The 25,228-nt window shown below is 74.4% G+C and carries 24 protein-coding genes; 15 read left to right on the top strand and 9 right to left on the bottom strand.

The features are described from left to right. Nucleotides 1-29 precede the first annotated feature (29 nt). From ACZ6TV_RS26295 to ACZ6TV_RS26305, 3 genes are read left to right on the top strand one after another with little or no spacing between them, the layout of a single operon-like run. Nucleotides 30-368, top strand: coding sequence for a MerR family transcriptional regulator (locus tag ACZ6TV_RS26295; RefSeq protein ID WP_203844090.1), 339 nt, complete (start codon nt 30-32; stop codon nt 366-368). Beyond that, nucleotides 368-694 (top strand): thioredoxin, encoded by a 327-nt coding sequence (gene trxA, locus ACZ6TV_RS26300; protein WP_465299922.1) that lies wholly within the window; start codon nt 368-370, stop codon nt 692-694. Before ACZ6TV_RS26295 ends, trxA begins: the two co-directional genes overlap by 1 nt. 41 nt (nt 695-735) lie before the next feature. Beyond that, a complete protein-coding gene (locus tag ACZ6TV_RS26305; protein ID WP_465299923.1) occupies nt 736-2,889 on the top strand; it encodes a putative bifunctional diguanylate cyclase/phosphodiesterase in 2,154 nt (717 codons plus the stop codon). Here the strand turns inward: ACZ6TV_RS26305 and ACZ6TV_RS26310 are convergent. Further along, the gene (locus ACZ6TV_RS26310) at nt 2,860-3,732 is read right to left on the bottom strand and encodes an NADP-dependent oxidoreductase (RefSeq protein WP_465299924.1); all 873 of its coding nucleotides are present in this window, start codon (nt 3,730-3,732) and stop codon (nt 2,860-2,862) included. The two genes, ACZ6TV_RS26305 and ACZ6TV_RS26310, sit on opposite strands and share 30 nt — an antisense overlap. A gap of 109 nt (nt 3,733-3,841) precedes the next feature. Between ACZ6TV_RS26310 and ACZ6TV_RS26315 the strand changes: the two genes are divergently transcribed. The 3 genes from ACZ6TV_RS26315 to ACZ6TV_RS26325 are packed head-to-tail and all read left to right on the top strand — an operon-like array spanning nt 3,842 to nt 7,070. Continuing rightward, nucleotides 3,842-4,243 (top strand): winged helix-turn-helix transcriptional regulator, encoded by a 402-nt coding sequence (locus tag ACZ6TV_RS26315; RefSeq protein ID WP_465299925.1) that lies wholly within the window; start codon nt 3,842-3,844, stop codon nt 4,241-4,243. A 37-nt stretch (nt 4,244-4,280) separates the two neighbouring features. Next, nucleotides 4,281-5,900, top strand: coding sequence for a diguanylate cyclase (locus tag ACZ6TV_RS26320; RefSeq protein WP_465299926.1), 1,620 nt, complete (start codon nt 4,281-4,283; stop codon nt 5,898-5,900). A 60-nt stretch (nt 5,901-5,960) separates the two neighbouring features. Beyond that, a complete protein-coding gene (locus tag ACZ6TV_RS26325; RefSeq protein WP_465299927.1) occupies nt 5,961-7,070 on the top strand; it encodes a hypothetical protein in 1,110 nt (369 codons plus the stop codon). A gap of 41 nt (nt 7,071-7,111) precedes the next feature. Here ACZ6TV_RS26325 and ACZ6TV_RS26330 read toward each other — a convergent pair whose 3' ends face one another. After that, nucleotides 7,112-7,882 carry an SDR family NAD(P)-dependent oxidoreductase gene (locus tag ACZ6TV_RS26330; RefSeq protein WP_465299928.1) on the bottom strand — a complete coding sequence of 257 codons (771 nt, stop codon included), beginning with the start codon at nt 7,880-7,882 and terminating at the stop codon, nt 7,112-7,114. Nucleotides 7,883-7,908: 26 nt separating this feature from the next. Between ACZ6TV_RS26330 and ACZ6TV_RS26335 the strand changes: the two genes are divergently transcribed. The 6 genes from ACZ6TV_RS26335 to ACZ6TV_RS26360 all read left to right on the top strand — a co-directional run bounded on the left by ACZ6TV_RS26335 (nt 7,909) and on the right by ACZ6TV_RS26360 (nt 14,229). Then, nucleotides 7,909-8,571 carry a hypothetical protein gene (locus tag ACZ6TV_RS26335; protein WP_465299929.1) on the top strand — a complete coding sequence of 221 codons (663 nt, stop codon included), beginning with the start codon at nt 7,909-7,911 and terminating at the stop codon, nt 8,569-8,571. Nucleotides 8,572-8,769: 198 nt separating this feature from the next. Further along, on the top strand, nt 8,770-9,747 hold the full coding sequence (locus ACZ6TV_RS26340; protein ID WP_465299930.1) for a hypothetical protein: 978 nt from the start codon (nt 8,770-8,772) through the stop codon (nt 9,745-9,747). 163 nt (nt 9,748-9,910) lie between these two features. Next, nucleotides 9,911-10,927 (top strand): Acg family FMN-binding oxidoreductase, encoded by a 1,017-nt coding sequence (locus tag ACZ6TV_RS26345; RefSeq protein WP_465299931.1) that lies wholly within the window; start codon nt 9,911-9,913, stop codon nt 10,925-10,927. A 160-nt stretch (nt 10,928-11,087) separates the two neighbouring features. Further along, nucleotides 11,088-12,296 (top strand): LCP family protein, encoded by a 1,209-nt coding sequence (locus ACZ6TV_RS26350; RefSeq protein WP_465299933.1) that lies wholly within the window; start codon nt 11,088-11,090, stop codon nt 12,294-12,296. Between the two features lie 17 nt (nt 12,297-12,313). Further along, nucleotides 12,314-13,948 (top strand): cation:proton antiporter, encoded by a 1,635-nt coding sequence (locus ACZ6TV_RS26355; RefSeq protein WP_465299934.1) that lies wholly within the window; start codon nt 12,314-12,316, stop codon nt 13,946-13,948. Nucleotides 13,949-13,962: 14 nt separating this feature from the next. Further along, nucleotides 13,963-14,229: an acylphosphatase gene (locus ACZ6TV_RS26360; RefSeq protein WP_465299935.1), complete on the top strand. Its 267-nt coding sequence runs from the start codon at nt 13,963-13,965 to the stop codon at nt 14,227-14,229. A gap of 18 nt (nt 14,230-14,247) precedes the next feature. Here ACZ6TV_RS26360 and ACZ6TV_RS26365 read toward each other — a convergent pair whose 3' ends face one another. From ACZ6TV_RS26365 to ACZ6TV_RS26375, 3 genes are all read right to left on the bottom strand, one after another. Continuing rightward, nucleotides 14,248-14,745, bottom strand: a complete 498-nt coding sequence (locus ACZ6TV_RS26365) for a SigE family RNA polymerase sigma factor (RefSeq protein ID WP_465299936.1) — start codon at nt 14,743-14,745, stop codon at nt 14,248-14,250. Further along, nucleotides 14,742-15,491: a hypothetical protein gene (locus ACZ6TV_RS26370; RefSeq protein WP_465299937.1), complete on the bottom strand. Its 750-nt coding sequence runs from the start codon at nt 15,489-15,491 to the stop codon at nt 14,742-14,744. Before ACZ6TV_RS26370 ends, ACZ6TV_RS26365 begins: the two co-directional genes overlap by 4 nt. A gap of 233 nt (nt 15,492-15,724) precedes the next feature. Beyond that, a complete protein-coding gene (locus ACZ6TV_RS26375) occupies nt 15,725-16,948 on the bottom strand; it encodes a PucR family transcriptional regulator (RefSeq protein WP_465300126.1) in 1,224 nt (407 codons plus the stop codon). 49 nt (nt 16,949-16,997) lie between these two features. Here ACZ6TV_RS26375 and ACZ6TV_RS26380 point away from each other — a divergent pair, with 49 nt between their 5' ends. After that, on the top strand, nt 16,998-18,638 hold the full coding sequence (locus tag ACZ6TV_RS26380; RefSeq protein ID WP_465299938.1) for an FAD-binding dehydrogenase: 1,641 nt from the start codon (nt 16,998-17,000) through the stop codon (nt 18,636-18,638). Nucleotides 18,639-18,662: 24 nt separating this feature from the next. Here ACZ6TV_RS26380 and ACZ6TV_RS26385 read toward each other — a convergent pair whose 3' ends face one another. After that, nucleotides 18,663-19,187 (bottom strand): RICIN domain-containing protein, encoded by a 525-nt coding sequence (locus ACZ6TV_RS26385; RefSeq protein ID WP_465299939.1) that lies wholly within the window; start codon nt 19,185-19,187, stop codon nt 18,663-18,665. 86 nt (nt 19,188-19,273) lie between these two features. Beyond that, nucleotides 19,274-20,482 carry a non-homologous end-joining DNA ligase LigD gene (gene ligD, locus ACZ6TV_RS26390; RefSeq protein WP_465299940.1) on the bottom strand — a complete coding sequence of 403 codons (1,209 nt, stop codon included), beginning with the start codon at nt 20,480-20,482 and terminating at the stop codon, nt 19,274-19,276. Between the two features lie 229 nt (nt 20,483-20,711). On the opposite strand from ligD, the gene ACZ6TV_RS26395 reads away from it, so the two are divergent. Continuing rightward, nucleotides 20,712-21,209, top strand: coding sequence for a BtrH N-terminal domain-containing protein (locus ACZ6TV_RS26395; protein ID WP_465299941.1), 498 nt, complete (start codon nt 20,712-20,714; stop codon nt 21,207-21,209). Next, nucleotides 21,157-21,993 carry a DUF4872 domain-containing protein gene (locus tag ACZ6TV_RS26400; protein WP_465300127.1) on the top strand — a complete coding sequence of 279 codons (837 nt, stop codon included), beginning with the start codon at nt 21,157-21,159 and terminating at the stop codon, nt 21,991-21,993. Before ACZ6TV_RS26395 ends, ACZ6TV_RS26400 begins: the two co-directional genes overlap by 53 nt. 739 nt (nt 21,994-22,732) lie before the next feature. On the opposite strand, the gene ACZ6TV_RS26405 is transcribed toward ACZ6TV_RS26400, so the two are convergent. Both ACZ6TV_RS26405 and ACZ6TV_RS26410 read right to left on the bottom strand, forming a co-directional pair. Further along, nucleotides 22,733-24,841: a hypothetical protein gene (locus ACZ6TV_RS26405; RefSeq protein ID WP_465299942.1), complete on the bottom strand. Its 2,109-nt coding sequence runs from the start codon at nt 24,839-24,841 to the stop codon at nt 22,733-22,735. Beyond that, nucleotides 24,838-25,164 carry a PadR family transcriptional regulator gene (locus tag ACZ6TV_RS26410; RefSeq protein WP_465299943.1) on the bottom strand — a complete coding sequence of 109 codons (327 nt, stop codon included), beginning with the start codon at nt 25,162-25,164 and terminating at the stop codon, nt 24,838-24,840. Before ACZ6TV_RS26410 ends, ACZ6TV_RS26405 begins: the two co-directional genes overlap by 4 nt. Nucleotides 25,165-25,228: the final 64 nt, after the last annotated feature.

Genomic DNA, 25,228 nt, shown 5'->3' on the forward strand with positions numbered 1-25,228 from the left:
CGGCGGTGTCAAGGTTTACCGTTGGCCGCATGCGGATCGGTGAGCTGGCGGAGCAGGCCGGGACGAGTGCGCGGGCGCTTCGGTATTACGAGCAGCAGGGGCTGCTCAGTGCCAGGCGGAGCTCGAACGGATACCGGGACTACGACGAGGAGGATCTGCGGCTGGTGCGGGAGATCCGCGCGTTGCTGGAGATCGGGTTCAACCTCGAGGACACGAGGCCGTTCGTGGAGTGCATCCGGGAGGGGCACAGCTCCGGCGCCGAGTGCCCGGCGTCCGTCGAGGTGCTGACCAGGCGGCTCGCCGAGATCGACGACTACATCGTGCGGCTGCGGCGGATCCGGGCCACGATCGTGAAGGAGCTGGGTTGATGCTGGACGTCACCGACGCCACGTTCAAGGACGAGGTGCTGGGCAGCGAGCTGCCGGTGCTGGTGGACTTCTGGGCCGAGTGGTGCCCGCCGTGCCACCGGCTGGCGCCGGTGCTGGAGGAGCTCGCCGTGGAGTATGAGGGCAGAGCGAGGATTGTGAAGCTCGATTCGGATGCGAACCCTGAGACGGTGCGGGCCTACGGGGTCATGTCCATGCCGACGCTGAGCCTGTTCCGCGGCGGCGAACTGGTCTCCCAGGTGGTGGGGGCGCGGCCGAGGTCGCAGCTGAGGGCACAGCTCGACGACGCCATCGTCACAGTGAGCTGAAGCACGCTCAGACCGGGCCCGCGGCGGCCGATGCAGCAGGGGTGCAGAAGACGCTGTGGATGTGGTGGACGGTCGCCGGGCTGTTGGCGACCGCCGGCTACTTCGCGCTGCCCACCGGGTCGCCCGGCGCCAGCCTGATCTACGACGGGCTCGGCATGTCCGCCGCGCTCGTGATGCTCGCCAGGAAACGGTGGCTGTTCGCGGCCGGCGCGCTGCTGTGGGCGAGCGGTGACGCCGTCTACAGCTACCACGTCCACGTCCTGCACGAGGACCCGTTCCCGTCGGTCGCCGACGCGCTGTACCTCGTCGCGTACCCGCTGCTCGCCGCCGGCGTGTTCGGCGTCGTCCGGCAGCGGGCGGGCCGCAGCCGCGCCGCGGTCCTGGACGCCTCGATCGTGGCGACCGGCGTCGGCCTGGTGCTGTGGACGTTCGTCATGCAGCCGATCGCGCACGACGGCAGCGTCGGTGTCGGCGCGCGCATGGTCGCGCTGGCGTACCCGGCGTTCGACGTGGTGCTGCTGGCCATGCTCGCCCGGCTGCTCGTGTCCGGCGCGGTGCGCGACCCCGGCGTCCGGCTGCTCGCGGCCTCGTTCGCCCTGCTGACCTGCGCCGACGTCGTGTATTCGATCGTCACCTCGTACACCTCCTATGACGGCGGGCTGTTCGACGCGGGCTGGCTGCTGTCCTACGTGCTGTGGGCGGCCGCCGCGCTGCACCCGCAGGACGGGGGCACGCGACCGCCGAAGGACGACACCGAGGACGGGCTGCGGTTCGGCTGGGTGCGGCTGCTGACCCTGGCCAGCTCGACGCTGCTGGCGCCGGGGGTGCTCCTCGTGCAGGGCCTCACCCACCCGGACCACGTCGACTGGCTCCCGGTCGGGGCCAGCGCCGTCGTGCTGTTCGTCCTCGTCGGGGTACGGATGGCCGGCCTCGTCCACCAGGTGCGGCAGCTCGCCGTGCTCGACGACCTGACCGGCCTGGCCAACCGGCGGGAGCTGGAGCTGCGCATCCGGGCCGCGCTCGGCACCCCCGCGACGGTCGCGCTGATCGACCTCGACGACTTCAAGGGCATCAACGACCGGCTCGGCCACGGCGTCGGCGACCGGCTGCTGGTCGCCGTCGCCGAGCGGCTGCGGTCGGTGGCCCGCCCGGGCGAGACCGTGGCACGGCTCGGCGGCGACGAGTTCGCGCTGCTGGTGCCGTCCGGCGACGCGACCGCCTACGCCGACGTCCTGCAGGAGCCGTTCCTGGTCGGGGCGCACCGGCTGCTGGTGCGCGCCAGCGTCGGCCTCGCGGACTGCCTGGGCACCGACGACCCGTTCGAGCCGCTGCGCCGCGCCGACGTCGCCATGTACGCGGCGAAGGAGACCGGCGGCCGGGTCCGGCGCTTCGACCCGGATCTCGACCTGCGCGCGACCGAGCACGCCGAGCTCGGCGCCGACCTGCGCACCGCCCTGGACGAGTCGCAGTTCTTCATGGCGTACCAGCCGATCGTCGCCCTGCCGTCCGGGGAGACCGTGGCGGTGGAGGCGCTGGTCCGCTGGCGGCACCCGGCGCGTGGCCTGGTCAGCCCGGCGGACTTCGTCCCGGTCGCCGAGCACAACGGCCTGATCCTCGAGCTCGGCGCCTGGATCCTCCGCGAGTCGTGCACGCGGATGGCGTACTGGCGGGAAACCCTCGGCCCGGACGCGCCGCAGCGGGTGAGCGTCAACGTGTCCGCGCGGCAGCTGTCGGAGCCGGGCTTCGCCGGTACCGTCGCGGAAATCCTCACCGAGACGGGCCTGCCGCCGCGGTTCCTGGTCGTCGAGGTGACCGAGACGGCGGTCTTCGACAGCGACACAGCCCTCGAGACGCTCCGGGCGGTCCGCGCGCTCGGGGTGCGGATCGCGCTGGACGACTTCGGCACCGGGCACTCGTCGCTCGGGCTGCTGCAGACGGCGCCGGTCGACATCCTCAAGGTCGACAAGTCGTTCGTCGACCACGTCGGCACGCCCAACCGGCAGGCCGTGATCGCGCGGGCGCTCATCGACGTGAGCAACCACCTGCAGCTGACCGCGATCGCCGAAGGGGTCGAGACCGCGGCGCAGGCCGAGGAGCTGTACCGGCTGGGCTACCGCTTCGTCCAGGGGTACCACTTCGGCCGGCCCGCGCCGGATCTCGTCCGCTCAGGCGGTCAGCACCAGCTTGCCGCGTAGGCCACCCGCCTCCAGCCGCCGGTGCGCCTCCGCCGCCTGCTCCAGGGGCAGCGTGCCGGCGACCCGGGTGACCAGGCCCGCGCCGAGCAGCTCGGCGAGCAGCCCCGGCTCGGGGGTGACGTGCACGGTGCCGACCCGCACACCCCGCTCGGCGGGCGGCGCGGCGAAGTCCGTGACCGCCACGAACGCTCCGCCGTCGCGGGCGGCGCCGATCGCCGCCGGCACCGACGCCGCGTCGAGCACCCCGTCGAACGCCCCCGACGCCGGGGTGGCGGTCCGCGGCAGCACCGTCTTCGCGCCGAGCCCCGCGACGAAGTCCTCGTCGCCGGTGGACGCGACCGCGGTCACGTCGAGCCCGGCGGCGACCGCCAGCTGCACCGCGAACCCGCCGACGCCGCCGCTCGCCCCCGTGACGAGCAGCGACTGCCCGGCGGTGAGCCCGGCCAGGCGCAGCGCCTGCGCCGCGGTGACCGCGTTCAACGGCACCGTCGCCGCCGTGACCAGGTCGGTGCCGGCTGGCACCGGCGCGAACCAGGCAGGGTCCGCGAGGAGCTCCGACGCGTACGCGCCGACGGTGCCGCCCTGCTCGAACCACGGCACGAACCCGGCGACCCGCCGCCCGTCGTCGGTGACCCCGGCGAAGTCCCAGCCGGGCACGAACGGCCCGGTCAGGTCCGGCAGCAGCGCCGCGGTGTAGCCGGCGCGGGTGGCGGTGTCGACCGGGTTGACCGCCGCGGCGGCCACCCGCACGCGCACCCTGCCGCCGGACGGCTCCGGCGCCGGCCGCTCCACGACCCGCAGCGTGCCGATCCCGCCGTACCCCTGTGCCTCGACCATTCGCATGACTGGTTTCCCCCTTTGTCGATCCTTCTGACGAGGAACAGCCTGAACGGGGCAGGTACTGTTCGAAACCAGGCACCTGAAAGTGCCCAGGGGATGCGGAGGGAACACCATGCCGAAGAGTGCCGAGCAGCAACGTGCCGAGGCGAAGGTCCTCTACGACGCCTACATGGCCGCCTGCCCGACCCGGGAGGTGTTCGCCACGATCGCCGACAAGTGGGCCGGCCTGCTGGTCAACGCGCTCGCCGACGGCCCGCGCCGGCACAGCGAGCTGCGGCGGCGCATCGCCGGCGCCAGCCAGAAGATGCTGACCCAGACGCTGCGCGCGCTGGAGCGCGACGGTCTCGTCAAGCGCACCGTCACCGCCGCGGTGCCGGTCCGCGTCGACTACGAGCTGACCGACCTCGGCAGGTCCCTCGCCCCGGTCCTCGGCGCGCTCAAGACCTGGGCCGAGGACAACATCGAGCACATCATGGCCGCCCGCGACGAGTATGAGCTGCAGGCGGCGGGATAGTCCTTCAGCGGGCACGGGGCCCGCCGATGACGCAGGCATGATCGGATCGACGATGGACGCGGCCGCTCGCGACGCGGTGTTCGCCGCGGTACGGGCGGAGCACCCTGACGCGTTCGTCAGCGCCGTCACGGTCCAGGGCCTGTTCGCGCCGCTGCCCGACGAGCTGCGGCGCACGGGGCTGCGCCCCCTCGAAGGGCCGTCCTCCGCGCTCGGCTTCGTCATGGGCGAGGACCAGCCGGTCGTCGTCGACGCGTGGCACCGTGCCATGACCGAGGGCGCCAGCAGCTGCCTGTTCCGTCTCCGCGCCGCGCCCGCCGTCGTCGCCCGGATGCACATCATCGACACGACGCACCGCTTCGGCCTGTACACCTGCTGCATCACGGGACTCGAGGAGCAGCCGGAGGCCCTCGGCGTGGACGTGGTCCGCCCGCGGCTGGTGACCGTCCGCAAGGACCAGACGGCGGTCATCACCGGCGCCGACCCGGGCGTCGCGTTGCTGCTCGGCTGGACCGCCGAGGAGCTCGTCGGCCGGCGCGCCATCGACCTGGTGCACCCCGACGACCACCAGCGGGCGATCTCCAGCTGGATGGACCTGCTCACCGTCCCGTCCGGTGACGCCCGCCGGGTGCGGCTGCGGCACCTGCACCGCGACGGGCACACCATCTGGTTCGAGATCACCAACCACAGCTTCCTCGGCGACGCCGACGACCCGCACGTCCTCGGCGAGATGCTCGACATCACCGACGAGATGGCCGCCGGGGAGGCGCTGCGCGCCAGCGAGCAACTGCTGCGCCGGCTCACCGAGGCGCTGCCGATGAGCATCGTGCAGATCGACGCCGACCGCCGCATCGTCTACCAGAACGCGCGCGCCGCCCGGACCGTCGGCACCGCCGAGGGCGACGTCCTGGACGGTCCCCGCCTCGCCGGTGGCGTCGTCCCCGGCGACCTGTCCACCGTCACCGCCGCCCTCGACGGTGTCCTGCGCGACGGCGGCGACGCCGACCTGGAGTACGGCTTCCGGCACGCCGGCACCGGCCTGCGCCGCGTCGACGCGAAGGTCCGCGCGCTCGCCGCCCCCGACGGCCAGGTGACCGGCGCCATCATCTGCCTCACCGACGTCACCGACGCGGTCCGCATGCGTGAGGAGCTGCACCGGCAGGCCACGTACGACGTGCTCACCGGCTGCCGCAGCCGCGCCGCGACCCTGTCCACATTGGAGGAGCTGCTCACCGTCGCGAGCCGCGGCGTCGCCGTCGTCTTCGTCGACCTCAACGAGTTCAAGCAGGTCAACGACCGGCACGGGCACGCCGCCGGGGACCGGCTCCTCGCCCACGTCGGCGCCCTGCTGCGCGCCGCGGTCCGCGACGGCGACGTGGTCGGCCGGTTCGGTGGCGACGAGTTCGTCGTCGTCTGCCGCGGCGTCGCCGGACCGCCGCAGGCCCGCCTGATCGGGGAGACGCTCGCCACGTCGATCGCCGCGGACGGCGCCGCGCTGCAGTTCGAGTCGGCGCGGATCCTGCCGCGGGCCAGCATCGGCGTGAGCTGGGCCCGCTCCGGCACCGTCGACGCCGACACCCTGATCGCCCGCGCCGACGCCGCCATGTACGCCGCGAAGAAGACCCGGGCGGGCCGCGTCGCCCTGCAGGTAGCCGGCTGACGCGGGGCACCGGCCCGCCGGTTTCTCCTCTACGATCGGCGGTCGACCCGGGGGGACCGCATGGAGGATCTGGCACCGCCACTGGCACCGTCATCGGGCGAGGCCACCATCGTCGAGGTGCTGACGGCGGCCGGTGTGCTGACGGTGCTCGGGCTGCTGCTCACGCTGGCGGTGCTGCGCCGGCGGCGCGGCCCGGCCGAGGCACCGCCGTCCCGGCCGGTCCTGGGGCTGACGTTCCTGTCGATCGTCGCGACGGTGCTGCTGTTCTTCGGCGGCCGGATCGCGTTCGTCGACACCCACCCGGGCCGCTCGTGGACCCTGGCCGGCCTGCACGGCCCGCAGACACCGGTGTACTGGATGGCCTACCTCCTCGGCGGTGGTCTGCTCGTCGCCCTGGTCGGCGCGCTGCTGAAGTCGCCCGCCACGCTGCGCCCGGTCGTCGGCCCGCCCGCGGCGCTCACCGCCGTGCTCATGACCGCTCTGATGGTCGCGCTGCGACTGAAGATCCACCGGCTGGACGAGCGGCTGGCGCTGGCGAACCTGCCCGCGGTCACCCCGACGCCGGAGGTCAGCGACGGTGCCGTCGGCGCGTACGCGATGGGCGGCTGGGTCCTGGGCGTCCTCGGCGTGGCGCTGCTCACGCTGATCCTCGCGCTGCTGGTCGCCCGCCCCCACGACGTCGAGGTGCTCGTCGCCGTCGTCGCCGGGATCACGCTGCTGACCGCCCCCGACATCGGCGCCGGCTACTGGGGCCTGCGCGACGGCACGGCGGAGCGCGTCACCTACTCGGCGTTCGAGCTCGGCGGCGCCGCGCTCGCCTGGCCCGCCGTCATCGTCCTGCTGGCCGCCCTCGTCGTGGCGATCCCGTTCCTGCCGCGCTGGTACCGCGGCGTCGCCACCTTCGCCGCGGCGCTGGCCCCCGCCTGGATCGGGCTCGCCGTGTTCATCGCCTACGACGTCCTGGAGTCCGGCGTCGGCCGGCGGCTCGCCGAGGACGGCTACACGGTGGCCGTCACCCGGGGCGGCAGCGCCGGCGCCTTCCTGCCCATCGTCACCCCGGCGCTCGTCGTGCCGATCGTGGCCGTCCGCGCCTGGTCCGTCTCCCGCCGCCGCGCACGCGCCCTGACCACCGTGCCGTCAGACCCGCCCTTGCCGGTCGCCGGATCCTGACCGCGCCGCGGTCCGGGCCCGCCGGTGCTGCCTCCACGAGGTCAGCGGGCGGTCCAGCCGCCGTCGATGAGGAGGGTCTCGCCGGTGATGAGGGAGGCGGCGGGGGAGACGAGGAAGAGGACGGCGCCGGAGACCTCCACGGGCTCGCCGATGCGGTGCAGGGCGGCGATGCGCTCGACGACGTCGCCGCGGTGGGCGGGATCGGCGAGGTACTCCTCCGTGCCCGGCGTGTGGATGAACGTGGGGGCGACCGCGTTCACCGTGATGCCGTGCGGGCCCCACTCGACGGCGAGGCAGCGGGTCAGGTGCGAGATGGCGGCCTTCGTCATGCAGTACACGGACTCGCCGGGGAGGGCGACGGCGCCCGCCTGGGAGCCGATGTTGACGATGCGGCCGTAGCCCTGGCCGATCATGACCCGGCCGGCGGCCTGGCTGGCGAAGAAGGTGCCCTTGAGGTTGACGTCGAGGGTGCGGTCGAAGTCGGCCTCGGTCACGTCGGAGGCGGGGTTCTCGGGGGCGATGCCGGCGTTGTTGACGAGGATGTCGAGCCGGCCGAAGTGCTCGACCGTCGCGTCGACGGCGGCCCGGACCTGCGTCACGTCGGTGACGTCCATCTGCAGCGGCAGGACCCGGCGGCCCAGCGCCGCGACCGCGTCGGCGAGGCCCGCGTCGGCGGAGCGGTCACGCAGCCCGAGCGCGACGTCGGCGCCCGCGTGTGCGAGGGTGAGGGCGATCGCGCGGCCGAGGCCCCGCGCGGCCCCGGTCACCAGGGCCACCTGCCCCGGCACGTCGAAACGCGGAAAGCCGTCCATGCGGGCAGCGTACGTGAAGGGGCAACATGATCATCCCGGCGCGGTTCAACGGCCCACCCGGCTCCGGCAACGGCGGCTACACGGCCGGGCTGGTCGCGGCGCACCTGCAGGGACCGCACGTCGAGGTCACGCTGCGGCGGCCGCCGCCGCTGGACACCGAGCTCACCGTCAGCACCAGCGGAGACACGGCGCAGGTGCACGACGGCGGGGCGCTGGTCGCGTCCGCCCGGTCGGGGCAGCTCGGCAGGCCCGACCCGGTCGAGGCCGTCCCGTTCGAGGCGGCGGTCGAGGCGTCGCGGCACTACCCGGGGTTCACCGCGCACCCCTTCCCGACCTGTTACGTCTGCGGGCCCGACCGCACCGACGGCCTCGCCCTGTTCCCCGGCCCCCTCCAGGACGGCCGCACCGCGACCCCGTGGCGCGTCCCGCAGGACGTGTCGCAGGTCATGGTGTGGGCCGCCCTCGACTGCCCCGGCGGGTGGTCCGTGCTCACGCTGGGCCGCCCGTACGTGCTGGGCCGCATCACCACGGTCGTGGACGCGGTCCCGGCGCCGGGCGCCGAGTGCGTCGTCGTCGGCAGGCACGTCGGATCCGAGGGGCGCAAGGCGACGGTGCTGTCCACCCTGTACGGGCCCGACGGCGCGGTCCTCGCCCTGTCCGGCGCGACCTGGATCGCGGTGGACGGCTGAGCCGCCGTCCGGCGGGCGGCTGAGCCCCGGCCCGCACCACCCTGCCCACGCGCCGCCCCACTCCCCGGGCGTCCCAGGAGCGGACGGCCAGGTGGCCGACGTCCCGCGCGGGACGGGACCTTCGGCCCTGAGCCGTGCCCCCGTCGTTGCCGATGCTGAATGCGGCAAGGACGAACGGCGGACGCAGGAGGCGACCCGATGCAACTCGACGACACGGTGCTGGCGCACGAGAAGTGGTTCCTGAAGGACCCGTCGGCGTACACGCCGGACTGGTCGTTCGCGACCCGGCCCGGGACGCTCGCCGCGCTCGCGCTCGTCATCGCGGTCACCGTCGCGTGGCGGGCCGCCGGGCGGCGGGTCGGCACCCCGGAGCTGACCATCCTGCGCCCGATCGGCCGGATCACGCCCTACCTGCCGCGGCTGCTCGCCATCCACCTCGGCGTCAGCCTGCTCACGCTCGCCGCCCGCGGCTACTTCCTCGCCGCCGACCTGGAGCTGACGCGGCTGCCCGCACCGGCGCTGCTCGCGGTCGTCGAGGGCGCGCTCGGCGTCTGGTTCATCACCGGGTACCGGCTGCGACCCGCCGCCCTGCTCCTCGTCGTCGTGGGGCCCGTCGCGCTCGCCGCGACCGGACCGGTCAGCCTCCTGGAGGCCGCCGACCTGCTCGGCATCGCCGGGTTCCTCGCGTTCCTGCCGCCGTCGGGCGACCGGCACGGCGCCGTCACCGCCGACCCGCGGGTCCTGCGCCGGGCGCTGCTCGCGCTGCGGGTCGGCGTCGCCACCGCCCTGGTGACCCTCGCGTTCTCGGAGAAGCTCGCCAACCCGGCGATGGCCCGCGCGACGCTCGAGCACTACCCGCAGCTGGACGTCTTCGCCTACCTCGGGCTGCACGTCCCCGCCGACACGTTCATCCTGGTGGCGGGCGCCACCGAGCTGCTGTTCGGCCTGCTGGTGCTGTCCGGCGCGATGCCGCAGCTGGCGATGCTGGTCGCGGCGGTCCCGTTCAACGCGACGCTGCTCATCTTCGGCGCCCCGGAGCTGCTCGGCCACCTGCCCGTCTACGGCGTGTTCCTGACCCTGCTCGCCTACGGCTCGGACCCGCGCACCGCGGACGCCGTCCGCTGGCTGCCCCGCCCGCGCCGCACCCCCGCCCCGCAGCCGGCCGTCGCCGCCTAAGGCGTGCAGCGGCCACCCGGCCGCCCGTGCACCGCAGTCTCCCCGGCCCGGACAGCAGGGGCCGAAAGTCCCGCCCGATCCGGGCACCTGTGCACTGCCCGCCGCCCGCCCGAGGCGCGACGGTGGAGGTGCCGACAATCCGAACACCTCGAAGGAGCCCGTCATGGCCGCCATCCAGTACACCGACCGCGGCACCGCCGTGCGGGTCACTCCGGCCGGCCGGGCGCTGACCGACGCCGTCCTCGCCGCGCTCGACGCGCCGTCGATCCTCAACACCCAGCCGTGGCGCTGGCGCATCGACGGCGACACCGCGCAGCTGCGCGCCGACCGGACCCGGCAGCTGCCGGTGATCGACCCCGACGGCCGGCTGCTGACCCTCAGCTGCGGCGCCGCGCTGCACCACGCCCGGGTCGCGCTCGCCGCCGAGGGGATCGGCGGCGAGGTGGCGTACCTGCCGGACGCCGACGACCCCGACCTGCTCGCCACGCTGCGGCACACCGGCCCCGCCGACCGGGCCCCCGGGCCGCAGCGGCTGCGCCGGGCGATGGGCATCCGGCGCACGGACCGGCGGCCGTTCGCCGACCAGGACGTGCCGGACGCGGCCCTCGACCGGCTCCGCGAGGCCGCCGCAGCCGCCGGCGCCGACCTGCACCTGGTCCGCCCGCAGGACCTCGTCGGGGTCATGGTCGCCGCCGGGCACGCCGCCGACGTCGAGGAGGGCGACCCGGCGTACCGCGCGGAGCTCGCGGCGTGGGTCCGCGACGGCGACGCCGACGGGGTGCCCCCGGCGACCGCCGCCGGGTCCGGGCCGCGCACCGTGCCGATCCGCGACTTCACCGGCACCGCCGAGCGGCCCAGCGTCTACACCGGCGGTGAGGTCGCCGACCGGCACGCCCGCTACGCGGTCCTCGTCACCCGCGGCGACCTGCCCCGGGACTGGATCGCGGCGGGCGAGGCGCTGTCGGCGGTGCTGCTCACCGCGACCGGCGACGGGCTGGCCGCCTCGCCGATGAGCGACCTGATCGAGGTCGAGCCGGCCCGGACCGTCCTGCGCCGGATGCTCGGTGACGTCGGCCACCCGGCGATGGTCGTCCGCGTCGGCGTCCCCGGCCGCGCGGGCGCCGCTCCCGCGTCCCCCCGCCGCCCCTCCGGTGAGGTCGTGGACCGCGCCGACGGGTGACCAGCGCCACACTGCGTGAAGGTCCGGCAGGTGAACACCGGGCGACCAGTGGAAACTCGGCGGCGCTATCGTCGGAGACGGCCGACCCGAGAAGCGAGACGCAACGTTGCACGCCCCGGTTCCGTCTTCAGGTTGAGTTCGACGGTCGGAAGGGCGTGCGGTGGCGAAGAAGCGCGGCGAGGCGAAGAAGCGCAAAGACCCGTTGTGGGCGAAGTTGCTGCTCGTGCTGGGCGCGTTGCTGCTAGTGGCCAGCGGCGGCGGGCTGATCGGCGGCAAGCTGCTGCTGGATCACTACAGCGACGAGATCACCCACACCGGCGGGCTCGGTGAGGCCGCCGCGGAGGGCAACACCATCAACGGGCCGATCAACCTGCTGCTCGTCGGCGTCGACGAGCGCCCCGACAACGCCGAGATGGGCTCCCGCGCCGACTCGATCATCATCGCCCACATCCCCGCCAGCCACGACGCCGTCTACCTGACGTCGATCCCCCGCGACACCAGGGTCAGGATCCCGGCGTTCGCGAAGACGAAGTACACCGGCGGCACCGCCAAGATCAATGCCGCGTTCGCGGCGGGCTCGGAGAACGGCGGCGGCCGCGACGGCGGCCTCGAGCTGCTCGCCACCACCGTCAGCAACCTGGCCGGCGGCAGCCTGAAGTTCAACGGCGCCGCGATCGTCAACTTCGACGGCTTCAAGGGCCTGGTCGACGCGATGGGCGGCGTGCACATGTGCGTCGACGAGCGGGTCATCTCCATCCACACCGGCTGGAACACCAAGACGGGCAAGGAGGGGGTGCCCTACAACTTCGTCAACGACCTCCCCACCACCCTCAAGCCCAACATGCGCGCCCAGACCTACGAGGTCGGCTGCTACGACATGGAGGCCTGGGAGGCCCTGGACTACGTGCGGCAGCGGGACAAGCTCGCCAACAACGACGGCGACTACGGCCGGCAGCGCCACCAGCAGCAGTTCATCAAGGCGATGGTGAAGAAGGCGACCAGCACCGGGGTCATCCTCAACCCGCTCAAGGTCACCGAGATGCTCAACAAGATGGGCAACGCGGTCTCCTTCTACAACAACGGCATCCAGCTCACCGACTGGATCTTCACCCTCAAGGGCATCAAACCCGACCAGATGGTGACGCTGAAGGTCAACAACGGCGACTACCACTCCGAGACGATCGGCGGGCAGTCCTACGAGATCCTCGACGACACCGCGAAGGAGCTCCTGACCGCGATCATCCGTGACGAGGTCGGCCCGTTCGTCGCCGCCCACCCCGAGATGGTCAACAACAACGCCGACCAGGCCGCCGTCGCCCCGGGTGCGACCCCGACGAAGTCGCCGTCCGTGAAGGCATCCACCCGGTAAACCCTGACAATGGGGTGGTGGATGCCGAGACGCTGCTGCTGTTCGTCCTCGCCGCGGTAGCCGTCGTGGTCGTGGTGCGCTGGTTCGCCGGGCGCACCGGACTGCCCGCCGCGGCGCTGCTGCCCGTCGTCGGCATCACCTACGCCCTGCTGCCGGGCCCCAACGTGGTGCTCGAGCCGGACATCGTGCTGACCTTCGTGCTGCCGCCGCTGCTGTACAGCGCCGCCCTCGACTCGTCGCTGCTGGCCATCCGGCGCAACGTCCGGATCGTGGTCAGCCTGTCGGTGATCCTGGTGCTCATCACCGCCCTGGCCATCGGATACGGCTTCCACCACTGGGTGGCCGGGGCGACCCTCGCCGCCGGGATCGCGGTCGGCGCCGCCGCCGCCCCGCCCGACCCGGTCGCCGCCCTCGCCGTCGGGCGCAAGGTCGGGCTGCCCCAGCGGCTCGTCACCATCATCCAGGGCGAGGGCCTGCTCAACGACGCCACCGCCCTCACCATCCTGAGCTTCGCGTCGGCGGCGGTCGTCGGCGGCTCCTTCTCCGCGACCGCGGCCGTCTGGAAGTTCGTGGTCGCGGCCGCCGGCGGGGCCGCCGCGGGCGCCGCCATCGCCTACGTCGTCCGGCTGCTGCGCCCGCTGACCCGCGACCCGATGTCCGCGAACGCGGTCTCGCTCGCCACGCCGTTCGCCGCGTACCTGCTCGGCGAGCACCTGCACGTCTCCGGCGTCCTGGCCGTCGTCGTCGCCGGGCTCGTCGTCGGCCACCACGCGCCCCGCGCCGGCTCCGGCGCCAGCCGCCTGCAGACCAGCGCCGTCTGGCGGCTCGTCGACTTCCTGCTCGAAGGCTTCGTGTTCCTGCTCATCGGCCAGCAGCTGCCCGAGGTGATCCGGGGGCTGCAGGAGTACGAGCTGTCCACCATCGCCATCGCGGTCTCCGTGTCGGTCGGGGCGGTGCTGCTCATCCGGCCGCTGTGGCTGCTGCTGACCCAGTCGCTGCCCAGGTCGCTGCACTCGCGGCTGGGCACCGGGCAGCACTCCGACAAGCTCACCGGCCGCGAGGTGACGGCGCTGAGCTGGGCCGGGACCCGCGGGGTGATCAGCCTGGCCGCCGTGTTCACGCTGCCGAGGATCACGCCCGACCGGGACCTGCTGCTCTTCTGCACGCTGGTCGTCGTGCTGGTGACGCTGGTCGGGCAGGGGCTCACGTTCGGGCCGCTGGTGCGCCGCCTCGGCCTGCGCGCCGACGCCGTCGACGAGGCCCGCCTGCGCAACGAGGCCCGCTCGGCGTCCGTCCGCGCCGCCCTCGAACGCCTCGACGACCTCGAGGAGCCGGACGACGCCGCGCACCGCGACCCGGAGGAGGCCGCCGCCGAGGCCGAGGCGATCCAGGTCATGCGAGGGCTGCTCGGCCAGCGGCTGGCCCGCTATCAGGGTCGCCTCGACCTGCTGCAGAACGCCGAGTCCCCGGAGATGCCGGTGTCGCCACGGTACGAGGCGGCGCTGCGCATCCGGCGGGCGGCGATGGACGCCCAGCGCGAGGAGCTGCTGCGCTGGCGCGATGCCGGCACCCTCCCCGACGAGGGCCTGCGGGTCCTGGAGCGGGAGCTCGACCACGAGGAGCGCCTGCTGCCCGACCGGCCGTCCCCCTGACGTACCGTCGCAGCATGGAACGCAGGCGGGTGCTGGTGTCGGGACGGGTCCAGGGCGTGTATTACCGCGACACCTGCCGGCGGGTCGCCTCCGGCGCCGGGCTCGGCGGATGGGTCCGCAACCTCGACGACGGCCGGGTCGAGGCGGTCTTCGAGGGGCCCCTGGAGGCGGTCGAGCGGCTCGTCGCGTGGACCCGGCACGGCCCGGCCGAGGCGTCGGTCACCCTCGTCGAGGTGCACGAGGAGCCCCCGGAGGGCCTGGCCGTCTTCGCGATCCGCTGAGGTCCGGGCGGCCCGGGCTCAGTCGCGCAGGGCCAGTTCGGTGGTGCCGAGCAGGCGGCGCAGCCTGGCCAGGCCGCGGGCGCTCTGCGACTTCACCGTGCCGGCGGAGATGCCGAGCAGGTCCGCGACGGTGTCGACGCTCTGGTCCTCCCAGTACCGCAGCACCAGGATCGCCCGGTCCCGCGCCGAGATGTGGCCCATCGCCTCCAGCAGCGTCAGCCGCAGCTCCGGCTGGTCCGCCGGCGCCTCCGCCTCGGCGATGTGCGCCACGACCAGCTCCCGGCTGCTGCTGCGCCGCTGGTGGTCGAGGAACACCCGCAGCAGGACCTTCCGCGCGTACGCGTCGGGGGAGTCGCGCCGCTGGATCCGCCGCCAGCTCACGAACAGCTTGGCCAGGGTCGTCTGGGTGAAGTCCTGCGCCAGGTGCCAGTCGTGGCACAGCAGGTAGGCGGTGCGCCGCAACCTCGGCGCCGCCGCCCGCGCGTATTCCACGAAGTCCGCGTCGGCGCCGGTCATGTCAGCCCCGGCAGGGTCGGGTGCCTGGCCGCGCCCTCGTCGGCGAGGGACCGGGGGATCAGCACGCCCCAGCGCGGGTCGGCGGCCACGGCCTCGGCCTGCACGGCGGTCAGCACCTGCGGCCCCGGAAGGTTGCCGGTGCCGTCCCAGGCGAGGCAGGCGGCGATGCTGACCTGCACGACGATCCCGTCGGGGCGGTCGAGCAGCACCACCGTGCGCTGCACGCAGTTGTCCGGCAGGAAGACGACGGTCACCTCGGCGCCGTCCGCGCGCCGCACCGGGCCGGTGACGGCGCCCCCGCCGTCCATGACGGCCCGGCTGCCCGTGCCGGCCGGACCGGCGGCGTCCTTGCCGACCGCGACCCGCAGCATGCCCGGGCCGTGGCCGGTGTCCAGATACACCTGCACCATCAGGCCGTCGGGGGCGGCGGCGTAGCCGCTGGTCGCGCCCTCCGGCAGCAGCGACTCCAGCAGCACCAGCAGCCCGGCCGGCGTCGCCGGCACCAGCGGATCCGTCCCCATGGCGGGCGTGACGACCTGCGGCGCCGCCGGTCGCAGCAGGACGGCCCCGCCGGCCAGGCCCGCCGCGAGGATCACGGCCAGCAGGGCGATCCCGCCCATCCGCAGCCGCCGCGCCACCCGCAGCCGCCGGCCCTGCCGCATCGACGCCGCGACCAGGTCCCCGATCGGCGGCTCCGGCCCGGCGGACAGCTCGTCGGTCAGCCGCGACCGTAGCTCCAGCTCCACCCGTGTCCTCCTCCGCTCACTCCTTTGACGGGGTGGAACGCCGCGTGGGTCACTGTGGCCTGCGTCACAACCGTGTCGATGCCGGTCGCTGCGACCGGTGCGGGGCGCCGTTGCGCGAACGCCTGCCGGACGCCACGGGAGGCCCCGGCGCTCGCAGCGTCCACAGTGGACGCCTGCGGTCCGCTGCCGCGGATCCCGCCCGGCCGGTGTGCCGGGACCGCCGGCCGGGGCCGCTACCGTGCGCCGAGGTGGTGCCGCAGGCCGAGCTGCAGCGCGAGGCGCTCATCGGGGTCGTCGAGGCGGGCGCCGTACGCCTCCCGGAGCTTGCGGAGCCGGTAGCGGACGGTCTGCGGATGGGTGTGCAGCGCCGCCGCGGTCGGGATGACCTGGCCCTGGCAGCGCAGCCACTGCAGGAGCGTCTCCGCGAGCACCTCCCGCGCCGCCGGGGTCGCCGCCGCCAGGGGTGCGAGGGCGCGGGCGGCGAGCCGGTCCGCGACACCCGGCTCCCACACGCAGAGCAGGGTCACGAGGTGCTCGTCGCAGCCGGCTACGCCGTCGGGCAGCAGACCGGCCTGCTGCAGCTGCAGCGCCCGCCGGGACAGCCGGTGCGAGATCCGGGCCCGGCGCAGCTCCACCTCGGGCCCGACCGCCGCCCGCCGCCCCGTGAGACCCCGGACGACCGTGCCGCCCGGATGGCCCGCGCCCGCCGGTGCGCCGGCCGTCTCGGGGGTGCCGCCGCGGGCGGGGACGACGAGGCTGGTGGCACCGTCGATGACGGTGGCGATCGCGCCGCCGCCGACGGCCCGGGCGAGGTGCTCGGCGTCGGTGCCCTCGACGCTGACCACGGTCACCGCCGCCGGCAGCGGCCACCGGGCCGCCTCCGCGGCCGCGTGCAGGGCGGCGTCGCCGGGCGGGTCGGGCTGCACCAGCAGCGTGATCAGCCGCCGCCGGACCAGCGCCCAGTCGTGCGCCGCGTCCTGCTGCTCGTCCAGATACCCCTCGGCGGCGGCACCGGCGAGCACGTCGACGTAGCCGAACAGCGCGTGCGCCACGGCGGACAGGTCACCGCGGTCGAGCCCGGCCGCCGGATCGCTGACCGTGGACCAGATCGCCCGCCCGCCGACGGTCAGCACCGAGCGCAGCGCGTCGATGCGGTGGCCCTCGCGATATTCCGTGCGGCCCAGCTCGTGGAACACCGCGCGGGTGCGGGTCAGGTCGCCGCCGGCCACGAACGTGTCCACGAACGCGTCGACGGCCGTCTCGACGCCCATCGTCAGCCCGCGGCCCTGCCCACCGGTCAGCGACCGGCCCTGGGCGAGCATCGCCGCACTCACCGTCGCCAGGGTGTGCTCGTGCAGGCGCTCGCGCAGCCCGCGGAGGCGGTCCCGGACGGTTGCGCTGAGGTCGACCGCGCACCTCCCGGAATTGTCACCAGGATGACAAAGCGACGCCGAGATTCTGCTCCCGGCGCCACGATTCTCGCACGCCGGTGCCTAGTCTGAGGATGTGGATGCAGATGTGATCGTGGTCGGGGCAGGACTCGCCGGGCTGGTCGCGGCCGCCGAGGTCGCCGACGCGGGCAAGCGGGTGATCCTGCTGGAGCAGGAGCCGCCGCAGAGCCTCGGCGGGCAGGCGTGGTGGTCGTTCGGCGGCCTGTTCCTGGTCGACTCGCCGGAGCAGCGCCGGATGGGGATCAAGGACTCCGTGGACCTCGCCTGGCAGGACTGGCTCGGCAGCGCCGCGTTCGACCGGGACGAGGACCTGTGGCCGCGCCGCTGGGCCGAGGCTTACGTGCAGTTCGCCGCCGGTGAGAAGCGTTCCTGGCTGCGCGCCATGGGGCACCGCGTGTTCCCCGTCGTCGGGTGGGCCGAGCGCGGCGGCGGCCCCGCCGACGGCCACGGCAACTCCGTGCCCCGCTTCCACATCACCTGGGGCACCGGCCCGGGCGTCGTCGAGCCGTTCGCCAAGCGGGTCGAGGCGAGCCCCCTGGTCGAGATCCGCTTCCGGCACCGCGTCGACGGCCTCGTGCAGACCGGCGGCGTCGTCACCGGCGTCAGCGGCTCCGTGCTCGCGCCCAGCGACGTCCACCGTGGACAGACCAGCTCCCGCGACGTCACCGGCGCGTTCGAGCTGACCGCGCAGGCCGTCATCGTCACGTCCGGCGGCATAGGCGGCGACCACGACCTGGTCCGCAAGGCGTGGCCGGCCCGGCTCGGCAGCCCGCCGCAACGGATGGTCGCCGGCGTCCCCGCCCACGTCGACGGCCGGATGCTCGGCATCGCCGAGGCCGCCGGCGGGCAGATCATCAACCCCGACCGGATGTGGCACTACACCGAGGGCCTGCAGAACTGGGACCCAGTCTGGCCCAACCACGGCATCCGCATCCTGCCCGGCCCGTCGTCGCTGTGGCTCGACGCGACCGGCAAGCGCCTGCCGGCGCCCCTGTATCCGGGCTTCGACACCCTCGGCACCCTCAAGCACCTCATGGCGACCGGATACGACTACAGCTGGTTCGTCCTCACCCAGAAGATCATCGAGAAGGAGTTCGCGCTGTCCGGGTCCGAGCAGAACCCGGACCTGACGAACCGCAGCGTCAAGCAGGTGCTGCAGCGCGTCCGCCCCGGCGCGCCCGCCCCGGTCGAGGCCTTCAAGCGCAAGGGCGCCGACTTCGTGGTCGCGCCGACCGTCGAGGAGCTCGTCGCCGGCATGAACACCCTCGCCGGCTCGTCGCTGCTGTCCGCGCCCGAGGTGAAGGCCGTCATCGAGGCCCGCGACCGGCAGCTCACCAACCCGTTCAACAAGGACGCGCAGATCACCGCGATCCGCGGCGCCCGGGCGTACCGTGGCGACAAACTCATCCGCGTCGCGACCCCGCACCGCCTGCTGGACCCGAAGGCGGGCCCGCTCATCGCGGTGCGCCTCAACATCCTGACCCGCAAGACCCTCGGCGGCCTGCACACCGACCTCTCCGCACGGGTCCTGCGGGCCGACGGCACGCCGCTGCCCGGGGTGTACGCGGCGGGCGAGGCGGCAGGCTTCGGCGGCGGCGGGATGCACGGGTACAACTCCCTGGAAGGCACCTTCCTGGGCGGCTGCCTGTTCTCCGGCAGGGTCGCCGGCAGGGCAGCCGCCGCAGGGGTCGGGTGACCAAGGACTCGGTCGGTCAGGTTTTCAGTCGGTCAGGCGGAAGTCCATGAAGGGTGAGAGTGCCGAGCTCTGGATCGCGAAGGCGTTCAGCTGGGTGCCCTGGCCCTTCTGGATGTCCATCAGCTTGAGGCTGAGCACGTTCTCGAACTCCACCCGCCCGACCGACGTCGGGTAGATGCGCCACTGCTGGCTGGTGGTGCCGTCGCAGGGGCGCAGCACGAGGCTGGCCTGCTCCAGCTGCTCGGAGCGGGGCTGGTCGCTGGGCAGGTCCAGGCACCTGTCGGTGCCGTACTGGCGGACCGTATGGATGCCGTTGCTGCCGGCGATCGTCCACCACTGCAGGACCTGACCCCGGTCGTACGGGCGCTGCTGCAGCCGCGGCCTGGGCACGCCGGGCTCCTGCTGCAGGGCGAAGCCGCTGAGGTCGTTGACGATCTGGCGGTTGCCGTTGACGGTGATGGCGGCCGCGTGCGCCGGCGCGGCGGCCACGGTGACCGCGGCGACCGCCCCGATCAGCAGGGCGGCGAAGGTGCGGAGGACTCTGGACATCGGTGGCTCCAAGGTGCCGTAGTTGTATGCACACGCAACTACGGGCCCGGCGCCGGATCGGTTCACCGGCCGGTGGTGCCGTGCGGCTACACCTGATCCAGCGCCGGCAGGTCCCGGGGCGGCTCCAGGACGGCGGCGAACAGGTCGCCGCGCTCGTCCCGGCGCCCCGGGACCGTCAGGATGGTGAAGGCGCCCGGGTCCAGCCCCGGGTCGTCGAGCTCGTCCCACCCGATCGGCGTCGACACCGGCGCGCCGGGCGCGGCGATCGGGCTGTACGGCGCGAGCACCGTCGGCCCGGCCGGCGCGCCGTGATGGGCGAGCTCGGGCATGACCGCCGCCATCGACCTCGCGAGTGACCGGATCCAGCCGGCCGGGTCGCCGGTCGCGGGCACCCACAGCTCGACGCCCGGCCCGACCTTGATGCCGGCCCGGATCCTCAGGTGCTCGAACGCCGTCCGGTACAACTGCGCGAGGACCACCTGGTCCGCCCAGGGGTTCCCGCCGCCCAGGTCGATCACCGCCATCCCCGTGACCGGCACCCGCCAGTCAGCCGTCTCGACGAGCGTGGCGGGATCGGCGGTGACCGCACGCATGTACGGCAGCACGGTCGGCGTCATGACGGTGGCGTACCGCAGCAGCTCCCGCCTCGTCACCGGCGCCTGCCCGCGCACGACCCCGTCGGGGTCCTCGATGCTCAGGTCCCGCCCGTAGACCCGCCACGTGTCGCCGTCACGCACCCTGTCGAGCGCTTCGAGCTCGTCGCCGCTCGCCTTCAGCGGCCGGGCGCCGGTGTGCGGGTCCCAGAGCCGGTCGGGGTCGGCGAGCACCTCCTCGCTCGTGCGTCCACTGAGGACGGACCGCGGATGCTCCTCGGGATCCCAGCCGTCCACGGCGTGCTCGTCACGCTTGTGCAGCAGCAGCCAGTCGTCCTTGCCCTGCTTGGTCTTCACCAGGACGAAGGCGCCCCGCAGCTTCTCACCGTGCAGCCGCGCGTGCAGCTCCCCGGCGGCGACCGCGGCACCCGGATCCGGGTCCTTGTACGGCTCCCACGTCCCGGCGTCCCACACGATGACGTCGCCGCCCCCGTACCCACCGGCGGGAATGACGCCCTCGAAGTCGACGTAGTCCATCGGGTGGTCCTCGACGTGGAACGCGGCCCGCCGCACCTTCGGGTCGAGCGTCGGCCCCTTCGGCACCGCCCAGCTGACCAGGACCCCGTCGATCTCCAGCCGGAAGTCGTAGTGCAGCCGGCTGGCCCGGTGCCGCTGCACCACGAACCGCCGCTCACCAGCCACGAAACCCAGTGAAGCACAGGTCGGGGGTATGCTGCCGGGTGGCGCCGCCGTGCGCCGTACCCCTTGACCGGTGGCCCACGCCCGCCGGCCGCGCGGGGGAGAAGGTGGTCCCTGCCATCGCGGACGGTCCCCTGTGCACCCGGCCGGTCCACCGACCCTCCGCACGACGGTCGCCGTCCCGCTCGCGTGGGCAGGCGATGCGGCCCGACCGTCGGTGAGGCAGTTCGCGATGACCGACCACAAGCACCTGAAGCGTCTCGTCCGGGAGCGCAGTGCCCGCACCGGCGAGTCGTACACCACCGCCCGCAGGCACATCCTTGCCGCGCGCCCCGCTTCGCTGCACCACCAGCCGAGCGGTGTCGTGCGCGAGCTGCTGCGCGCCGCCGGGCTCACCCTGACCGAGCCGATGATCTGCGGCCTGGGCGGCGGCATCGGCTTCATGTCCGCCGTCTTCGACTACCGCGGCATGCCACCGGTCCTGACCATCGTCGCCCAGCACCACCCCGCCCCCTGGGCCCCCACCGTCCTGACCCGCCTCGGGATACTCGTTCACCGAGGCCCACAGCACCACCGCGGGGGCCGCTCTGAAGGCGTTGAGAGCCTCCCTTGCCGCCGCTCGCCCCGTGTACTGCACGGTCTCGGCCGCCCGGCTCCCGTGGCACCCCACGCCCGTGATGGCGGTCGACTCGGACCCGTACGGCATCCTCGTGACCGGCGAGTCCGCTGACGGCTTCACGGTCCACGACGGCGCCCCGCGCAGCCTGCCGGTGGACACGTTCACGCATGCCTGGTCCGCCCACCGCAAGGGCCGCCACCACCGCCTCACCGTCGCGCCGGTCATCGCCGGTGATGGTGCTGCCGGTGGTGGCACTGCCGGTGGTGGCTCTGGCGGCGGTGGCCTTGCTGGTGGTGGTGCTGCCGGTGGTGGCTCTGGCGGCGGAGGCCTTGCTGGCGTTGGTGCTGCCGGTGGTGGTGGCTTCGGCGGTGATGGCTCTGGCCGTGGTGGCTGGGCGCCCGGTGCCGGTGGGCGGCCTGCCGATCTTGGCGCCGCCATCGGCTCGGCCCTCGCGTCGACGGTCGCCCACCTCACCGGCCCGGTCCTCGGCAACGCCTTCGACGCCAACTTCGGCTTCGCCGGCATGACCCGCCTCGCGGCCCAGCTCCGCGACACGACGACGAAGTCAGGCTTCACCCGCCGCTTCGCGAGCCCGCCCGCCTTCGCGTCCGCTCTGCGCCGCGTGCACGAGTGTCTCGAAGAGCAGAACACCGCCCCGGGCGCCACCCGTCCGATCTACGCCGCGTTCCTGGACGAGGCCGCCACCCTCCGCCGCCCCGAGCTCACCACGGCGGCCACCGCGTTGCGCGCCTCGGCCACCATCTGGTCGGCGATGGCCACCACCGCCCGCGAGTCCCACGACGCCGAGCCCGCCACGGTCTTCGCCACCCTGGCCGACCTCCTGGACGAGGCCCGCACCATCGAGGCATCGACCGTCCACCTCCTCCACCCCTGACCCCGGCACCCGGCTCCCGCTTCCCGTGCCGACACCCCCGGCCGCGAACCGGCCAGCTCCGCCGGCCTTCGCCTCCCGGGGGTGGCTGTGGGGCGGTGGTTCGGGCGATGGTCGGCGTGGGCGGATTCTGACGCAGCGCCGCTTCCAGCACCCTGACCCCGACGCACCTCCGACCGCCCACCCGGCAGCGGACTCTGCCGCACGTGCGGTGCCCGGCCGCGAGCCGGCCAGTTCCGCCGGCCTTCGTCTCGGGGGTGGGCTGTGGGGCTTGTGGTTTGGGCGGTGGCCGGCGTGGGCGGATTCAGCAGCGGACTCTGCCGCACGTGCGGTGCCCGGCCGCGAACCGGCCAGTTCCGCCGGCCTTCGTCTCGGGGGTGGGCTGTGGGGCTTGTGGTTTGGGCGGTGGCCGGCGCGGGCGGATTCAGCCGCAGCGCCGCTTCCACGGTCGCGACAAAAGGGCTGGTGGTGGGCTACGGGCGGGCGGTGGCTGGTCGGGTCGGGTGGTGAGCCGTCACTTCCGGGCCCTGTGGTGTGTCGGCGGTGGATGTCGATGGCTACGGCGGGCACGATCGTGCCCGGCTGGGGCAGGGGTGAGGTCAGCGGCCTGGCCGAGGGTGTGCGGTTCGGGTGGTGGCCGGCGCGGGCGGGATCAGCCGCAGCGCCGCTTCCACGGTCGCTGCAAAAGGGCTGGTGGTGGGCTACGGGCGGGCGGTGGCTGGTCGGGTCGGGTGGTGGGCCGTCACTTCCGGGCCCGGCGCAGCGTCAGCGGCCGGGGCGGCACCGACGTCAGCGGCCTGGGTCGGCTGGGAGCGGGCGGGACACCGGGCGGGGCGGGCTGGTCGGTGGCAGGACCGGCGGGGCGGATGACCCTGCGGGAGACGGCGACGCCGATGGCCACGGCGAGCACCACCGCGCCCGGGAGGAAGGACAGGCCGTCGGCGGCCCAGCTGCTGCCGGCCACGGCGAACAGGACGTTGGCCGTGACCATGGACAGCATCAGCGAGGCGGCGATGATCGCGATGCTCAGGGCCGGGCTGCTCAGGGACAGGACGACCCAGAGGGTCGGTCTGGCCCAGCCCTGGCTGGGGCGGTGGGCGCGCATGGTGGCGACGACCAGCAGGATCATCGGGACGGTGAGGAGGAGGCCGGCGCCGGTGACGGCGTTGGAGACGCCGGCGCCGGTGGCGAGGCCGAGCCCGCCCAGCAGCAGGACGGGGACGGCGGTCACGGTGACTGACCAGGCCGGGCGCAGGCGGGTGGGGCGGGCGGCCGTGGCGGCCTGGGTGGCGACGGCGGCGAGGGCCGCGGCGAGGAGGGCGGTCACGCCGGCGAGTCCCGGGGGCAGGAAGGGGTGGTTGACCTCGGGGGTGCCCTGGCCGAACAGGATGGGTCCGCAGCAGGCGGCGATGACCGCGGTCCAGGCGAGCCGGCGCCGGGTCAGCAGGCCGTCCGCGGCGGGTGCGGTGGGGCCGGTGCCGGCGATGAGCCACGACACGGCGGCGGTGATCGCGGCGACGGTCAGGGCGGTGCGCAGGTCGGTGGTGCCGGCGCGGGCGAGGACGCCGTCGGCGATCAGCAGGGCGACGGTCTGCGCGGCGGCGGCGAGTGGGGCGGCGCGGCGGTCGGCGGCGGCGAGCAGGAGGCCGAGGGCGGCGAGCGTGATGCCGCCCCAGCGCAGCTCGGCGACCCACATGTAGAGCTCGCCGTCGCCGCCCGGCATCGGGGCCGTCCGGCCGACCAGGGGCATCGCCGGGGTGAGGACCGCGAGGGTGTACGCCCAGGCGAACAGCCCGGCGAGCAGCGTCACCACGCCGGCGGTCGAGGTGGTCGGGGACAGGCGCAGCGGGGCCGGGGCGTGGACGGGCTGCGGCGCGGGGCGGCGGGCCGGGCGCGGGCGGGCCGCACCGAGCCCGTGGCCGATGGCGAGCCCGGTGAGGACGAGCAGGTGCGACGGGTAGGTGTTGGTCGCGTTGGACAGGGCGATCGCTTCCGCGGACTGGTGCCACGTGCCGGCGTCGCCGGTGATGGCGGCGCCGGACAGCAGCGAGGGAGCCCAGGTCAGTGCCGTCGACAGGTCGGCGCCTGAGGTGAGGACCCACGGCAGCACCGCGGCGGTGACCGCCAGCTCCACCACGAGCGGGATGCCGGCCAGGGCCAGCACGGCGGCCGGCACCCAGCGGCGGGGGCGCGCCGCGAGCCGCACGACCGCCAGGGTCAGCGCGGCCGTGAGCAGCGCCCAGACCGGTGCGCCGACGGCGAGGCTGATGGAGAGCGCGCCGCTCTCGGCGGGGCCGATGGCGGTCACCGTGCCCACCACGAGCACGGCGAACGCCACCGCGAGTGCCAGCGCCGGGGCGGGTGCGAGGCCGCGGCGGCGCCGGATGGGCAGGCGGCGGCCGAGCCACCACGCGGCGGCGGTGAGGATCAGCAGCGCCGGCAGTGACGTGGCCAGGGTGACGGTGGTGCCCAGCGGCCAGCGGATCGGCACGCCGGCGAGGCCCAGGAGCCATTCGCTGACCGTGCGGAGGATGCCGGCGGCGGGGCCCGCCGCGAGCACCCCGAAGACCGTCAGCGCCGCGAGGGGTTGCAGCGCCCGGCCGGCCTCGGGCAGGCCTTCCCGCCAGCCGCGGGGCACGCCGTCCTCGTCGTCGAGCGGTGAGGCGGCGGCGAGGCTGAACGCGAACCGCAGCTGGCCGAACGCGCGCCGGCCGGCCCCGGCGCCGGGCTCGGTGCGCAGCGCGTGCAGCTCGGCGGACCACTCCCTGGACTGCTCCTCGCGGACGGACGCGGGCCATCGCCGCACCGCGACGCGCAGCAGCGCCTCCGCCAGCCGGTCCGCCGCCGTCATGCCAGCCCCGGCGTGGTGCGGGGGGTGCCGGCGGACAGCTGTCCATAGAGCTCCGCCACGCCGGTGCGGGCGGCGACCACGCCGTCGGCGGTCAGCCGGTAATAGCGGCGGGCGGGGCGGCCGGCGGCCACCGGGTCGATGTCCTCCCAGTGCGCGTCGACCCAGCCGGCCCGCTGCAGGCGCAGCAGGATCGGATAGAGGGTGCCGCTGGGGTGGCCGGTCACCCGCATGAGATCGAGGCCATATCGGTCCACGGCCGGATCGGTGAGGAAGGCAGACAACACCTTCGCCACCGCCGCCGTCATGCGCACGCCTGCCGCCACGCGCCCACTCTACATAGGGCTCAGCAGTTTTTCTACATAGCCCAGAACTGCGCATATATCGGTA

The organism is Dactylosporangium sp. NPDC051087, assembly GCF_055586325.1.

Bases quoted from the DNA above. Each gene is read 5' to 3' on its own strand.
- ACZ6TV_RS26295 (WP_203844090.1), top strand. From the start codon at position 30: ATGCGGATCGGTGAGCTGGCGGAGCAGGCCGGGACGAGTGCGCGGGCG.
- trxA (WP_465299922.1), top strand. From the start codon at position 368: ATGCTGGACGTCACCGACGCCACGTTCAAGGACGAGGTGCTGGGCAGC.
- ACZ6TV_RS26310 (WP_465299924.1), bottom strand. From the start codon at position 3,732: ATGCGAATGGTCGAGGCACAGGGGTACGGCGGGATCGGCACGCTGCGG.
- ACZ6TV_RS26315 (WP_465299925.1), top strand. From the start codon at position 3,842: ATGCCGAAGAGTGCCGAGCAGCAACGTGCCGAGGCGAAGGTCCTCTAC.
- ACZ6TV_RS26320 (WP_465299926.1), top strand. From the start codon at position 4,281: ATGATCGGATCGACGATGGACGCGGCCGCTCGCGACGCGGTGTTCGCC.
- ACZ6TV_RS26325 (WP_465299927.1), top strand. From the start codon at position 5,961: ATGGAGGATCTGGCACCGCCACTGGCACCGTCATCGGGCGAGGCCACC.
- ACZ6TV_RS26330 (WP_465299928.1), bottom strand. From the start codon at position 7,882: ATGGACGGCTTTCCGCGTTTCGACGTGCCGGGGCAGGTGGCCCTGGTG.
- ACZ6TV_RS26335 (WP_465299929.1), top strand. From the start codon at position 7,909: ATGATCATCCCGGCGCGGTTCAACGGCCCACCCGGCTCCGGCAACGGC.
- ACZ6TV_RS26340 (WP_465299930.1), top strand. From the start codon at position 8,770: ATGCAACTCGACGACACGGTGCTGGCGCACGAGAAGTGGTTCCTGAAG.
- ACZ6TV_RS26345 (WP_465299931.1), top strand. From the start codon at position 9,911: ATGGCCGCCATCCAGTACACCGACCGCGGCACCGCCGTGCGGGTCACT.
- ACZ6TV_RS26360 (WP_465299935.1), top strand. From the start codon at position 13,963: ATGGAACGCAGGCGGGTGCTGGTGTCGGGACGGGTCCAGGGCGTGTAT.
- ACZ6TV_RS26365 (WP_465299936.1), bottom strand. From the start codon at position 14,745: ATGACCGGCGCCGACGCGGACTTCGTGGAATACGCGCGGGCGGCGGCG.
- ACZ6TV_RS26385 (WP_465299939.1), bottom strand. From the start codon at position 19,187: ATGTCCAGAGTCCTCCGCACCTTCGCCGCCCTGCTGATCGGGGCGGTC.
- ACZ6TV_RS26395 (WP_465299941.1), top strand. From the start codon at position 20,712: ATGACCGACCACAAGCACCTGAAGCGTCTCGTCCGGGAGCGCAGTGCC.
- ACZ6TV_RS26400 (WP_465300127.1), top strand. From the start codon at position 21,157: ATGGCGGTCGACTCGGACCCGTACGGCATCCTCGTGACCGGCGAGTCC.
- ACZ6TV_RS26405 (WP_465299942.1), bottom strand. From the start codon at position 24,841: ATGACGGCGGCGGACCGGCTGGCGGAGGCGCTGCTGCGCGTCGCGGTG.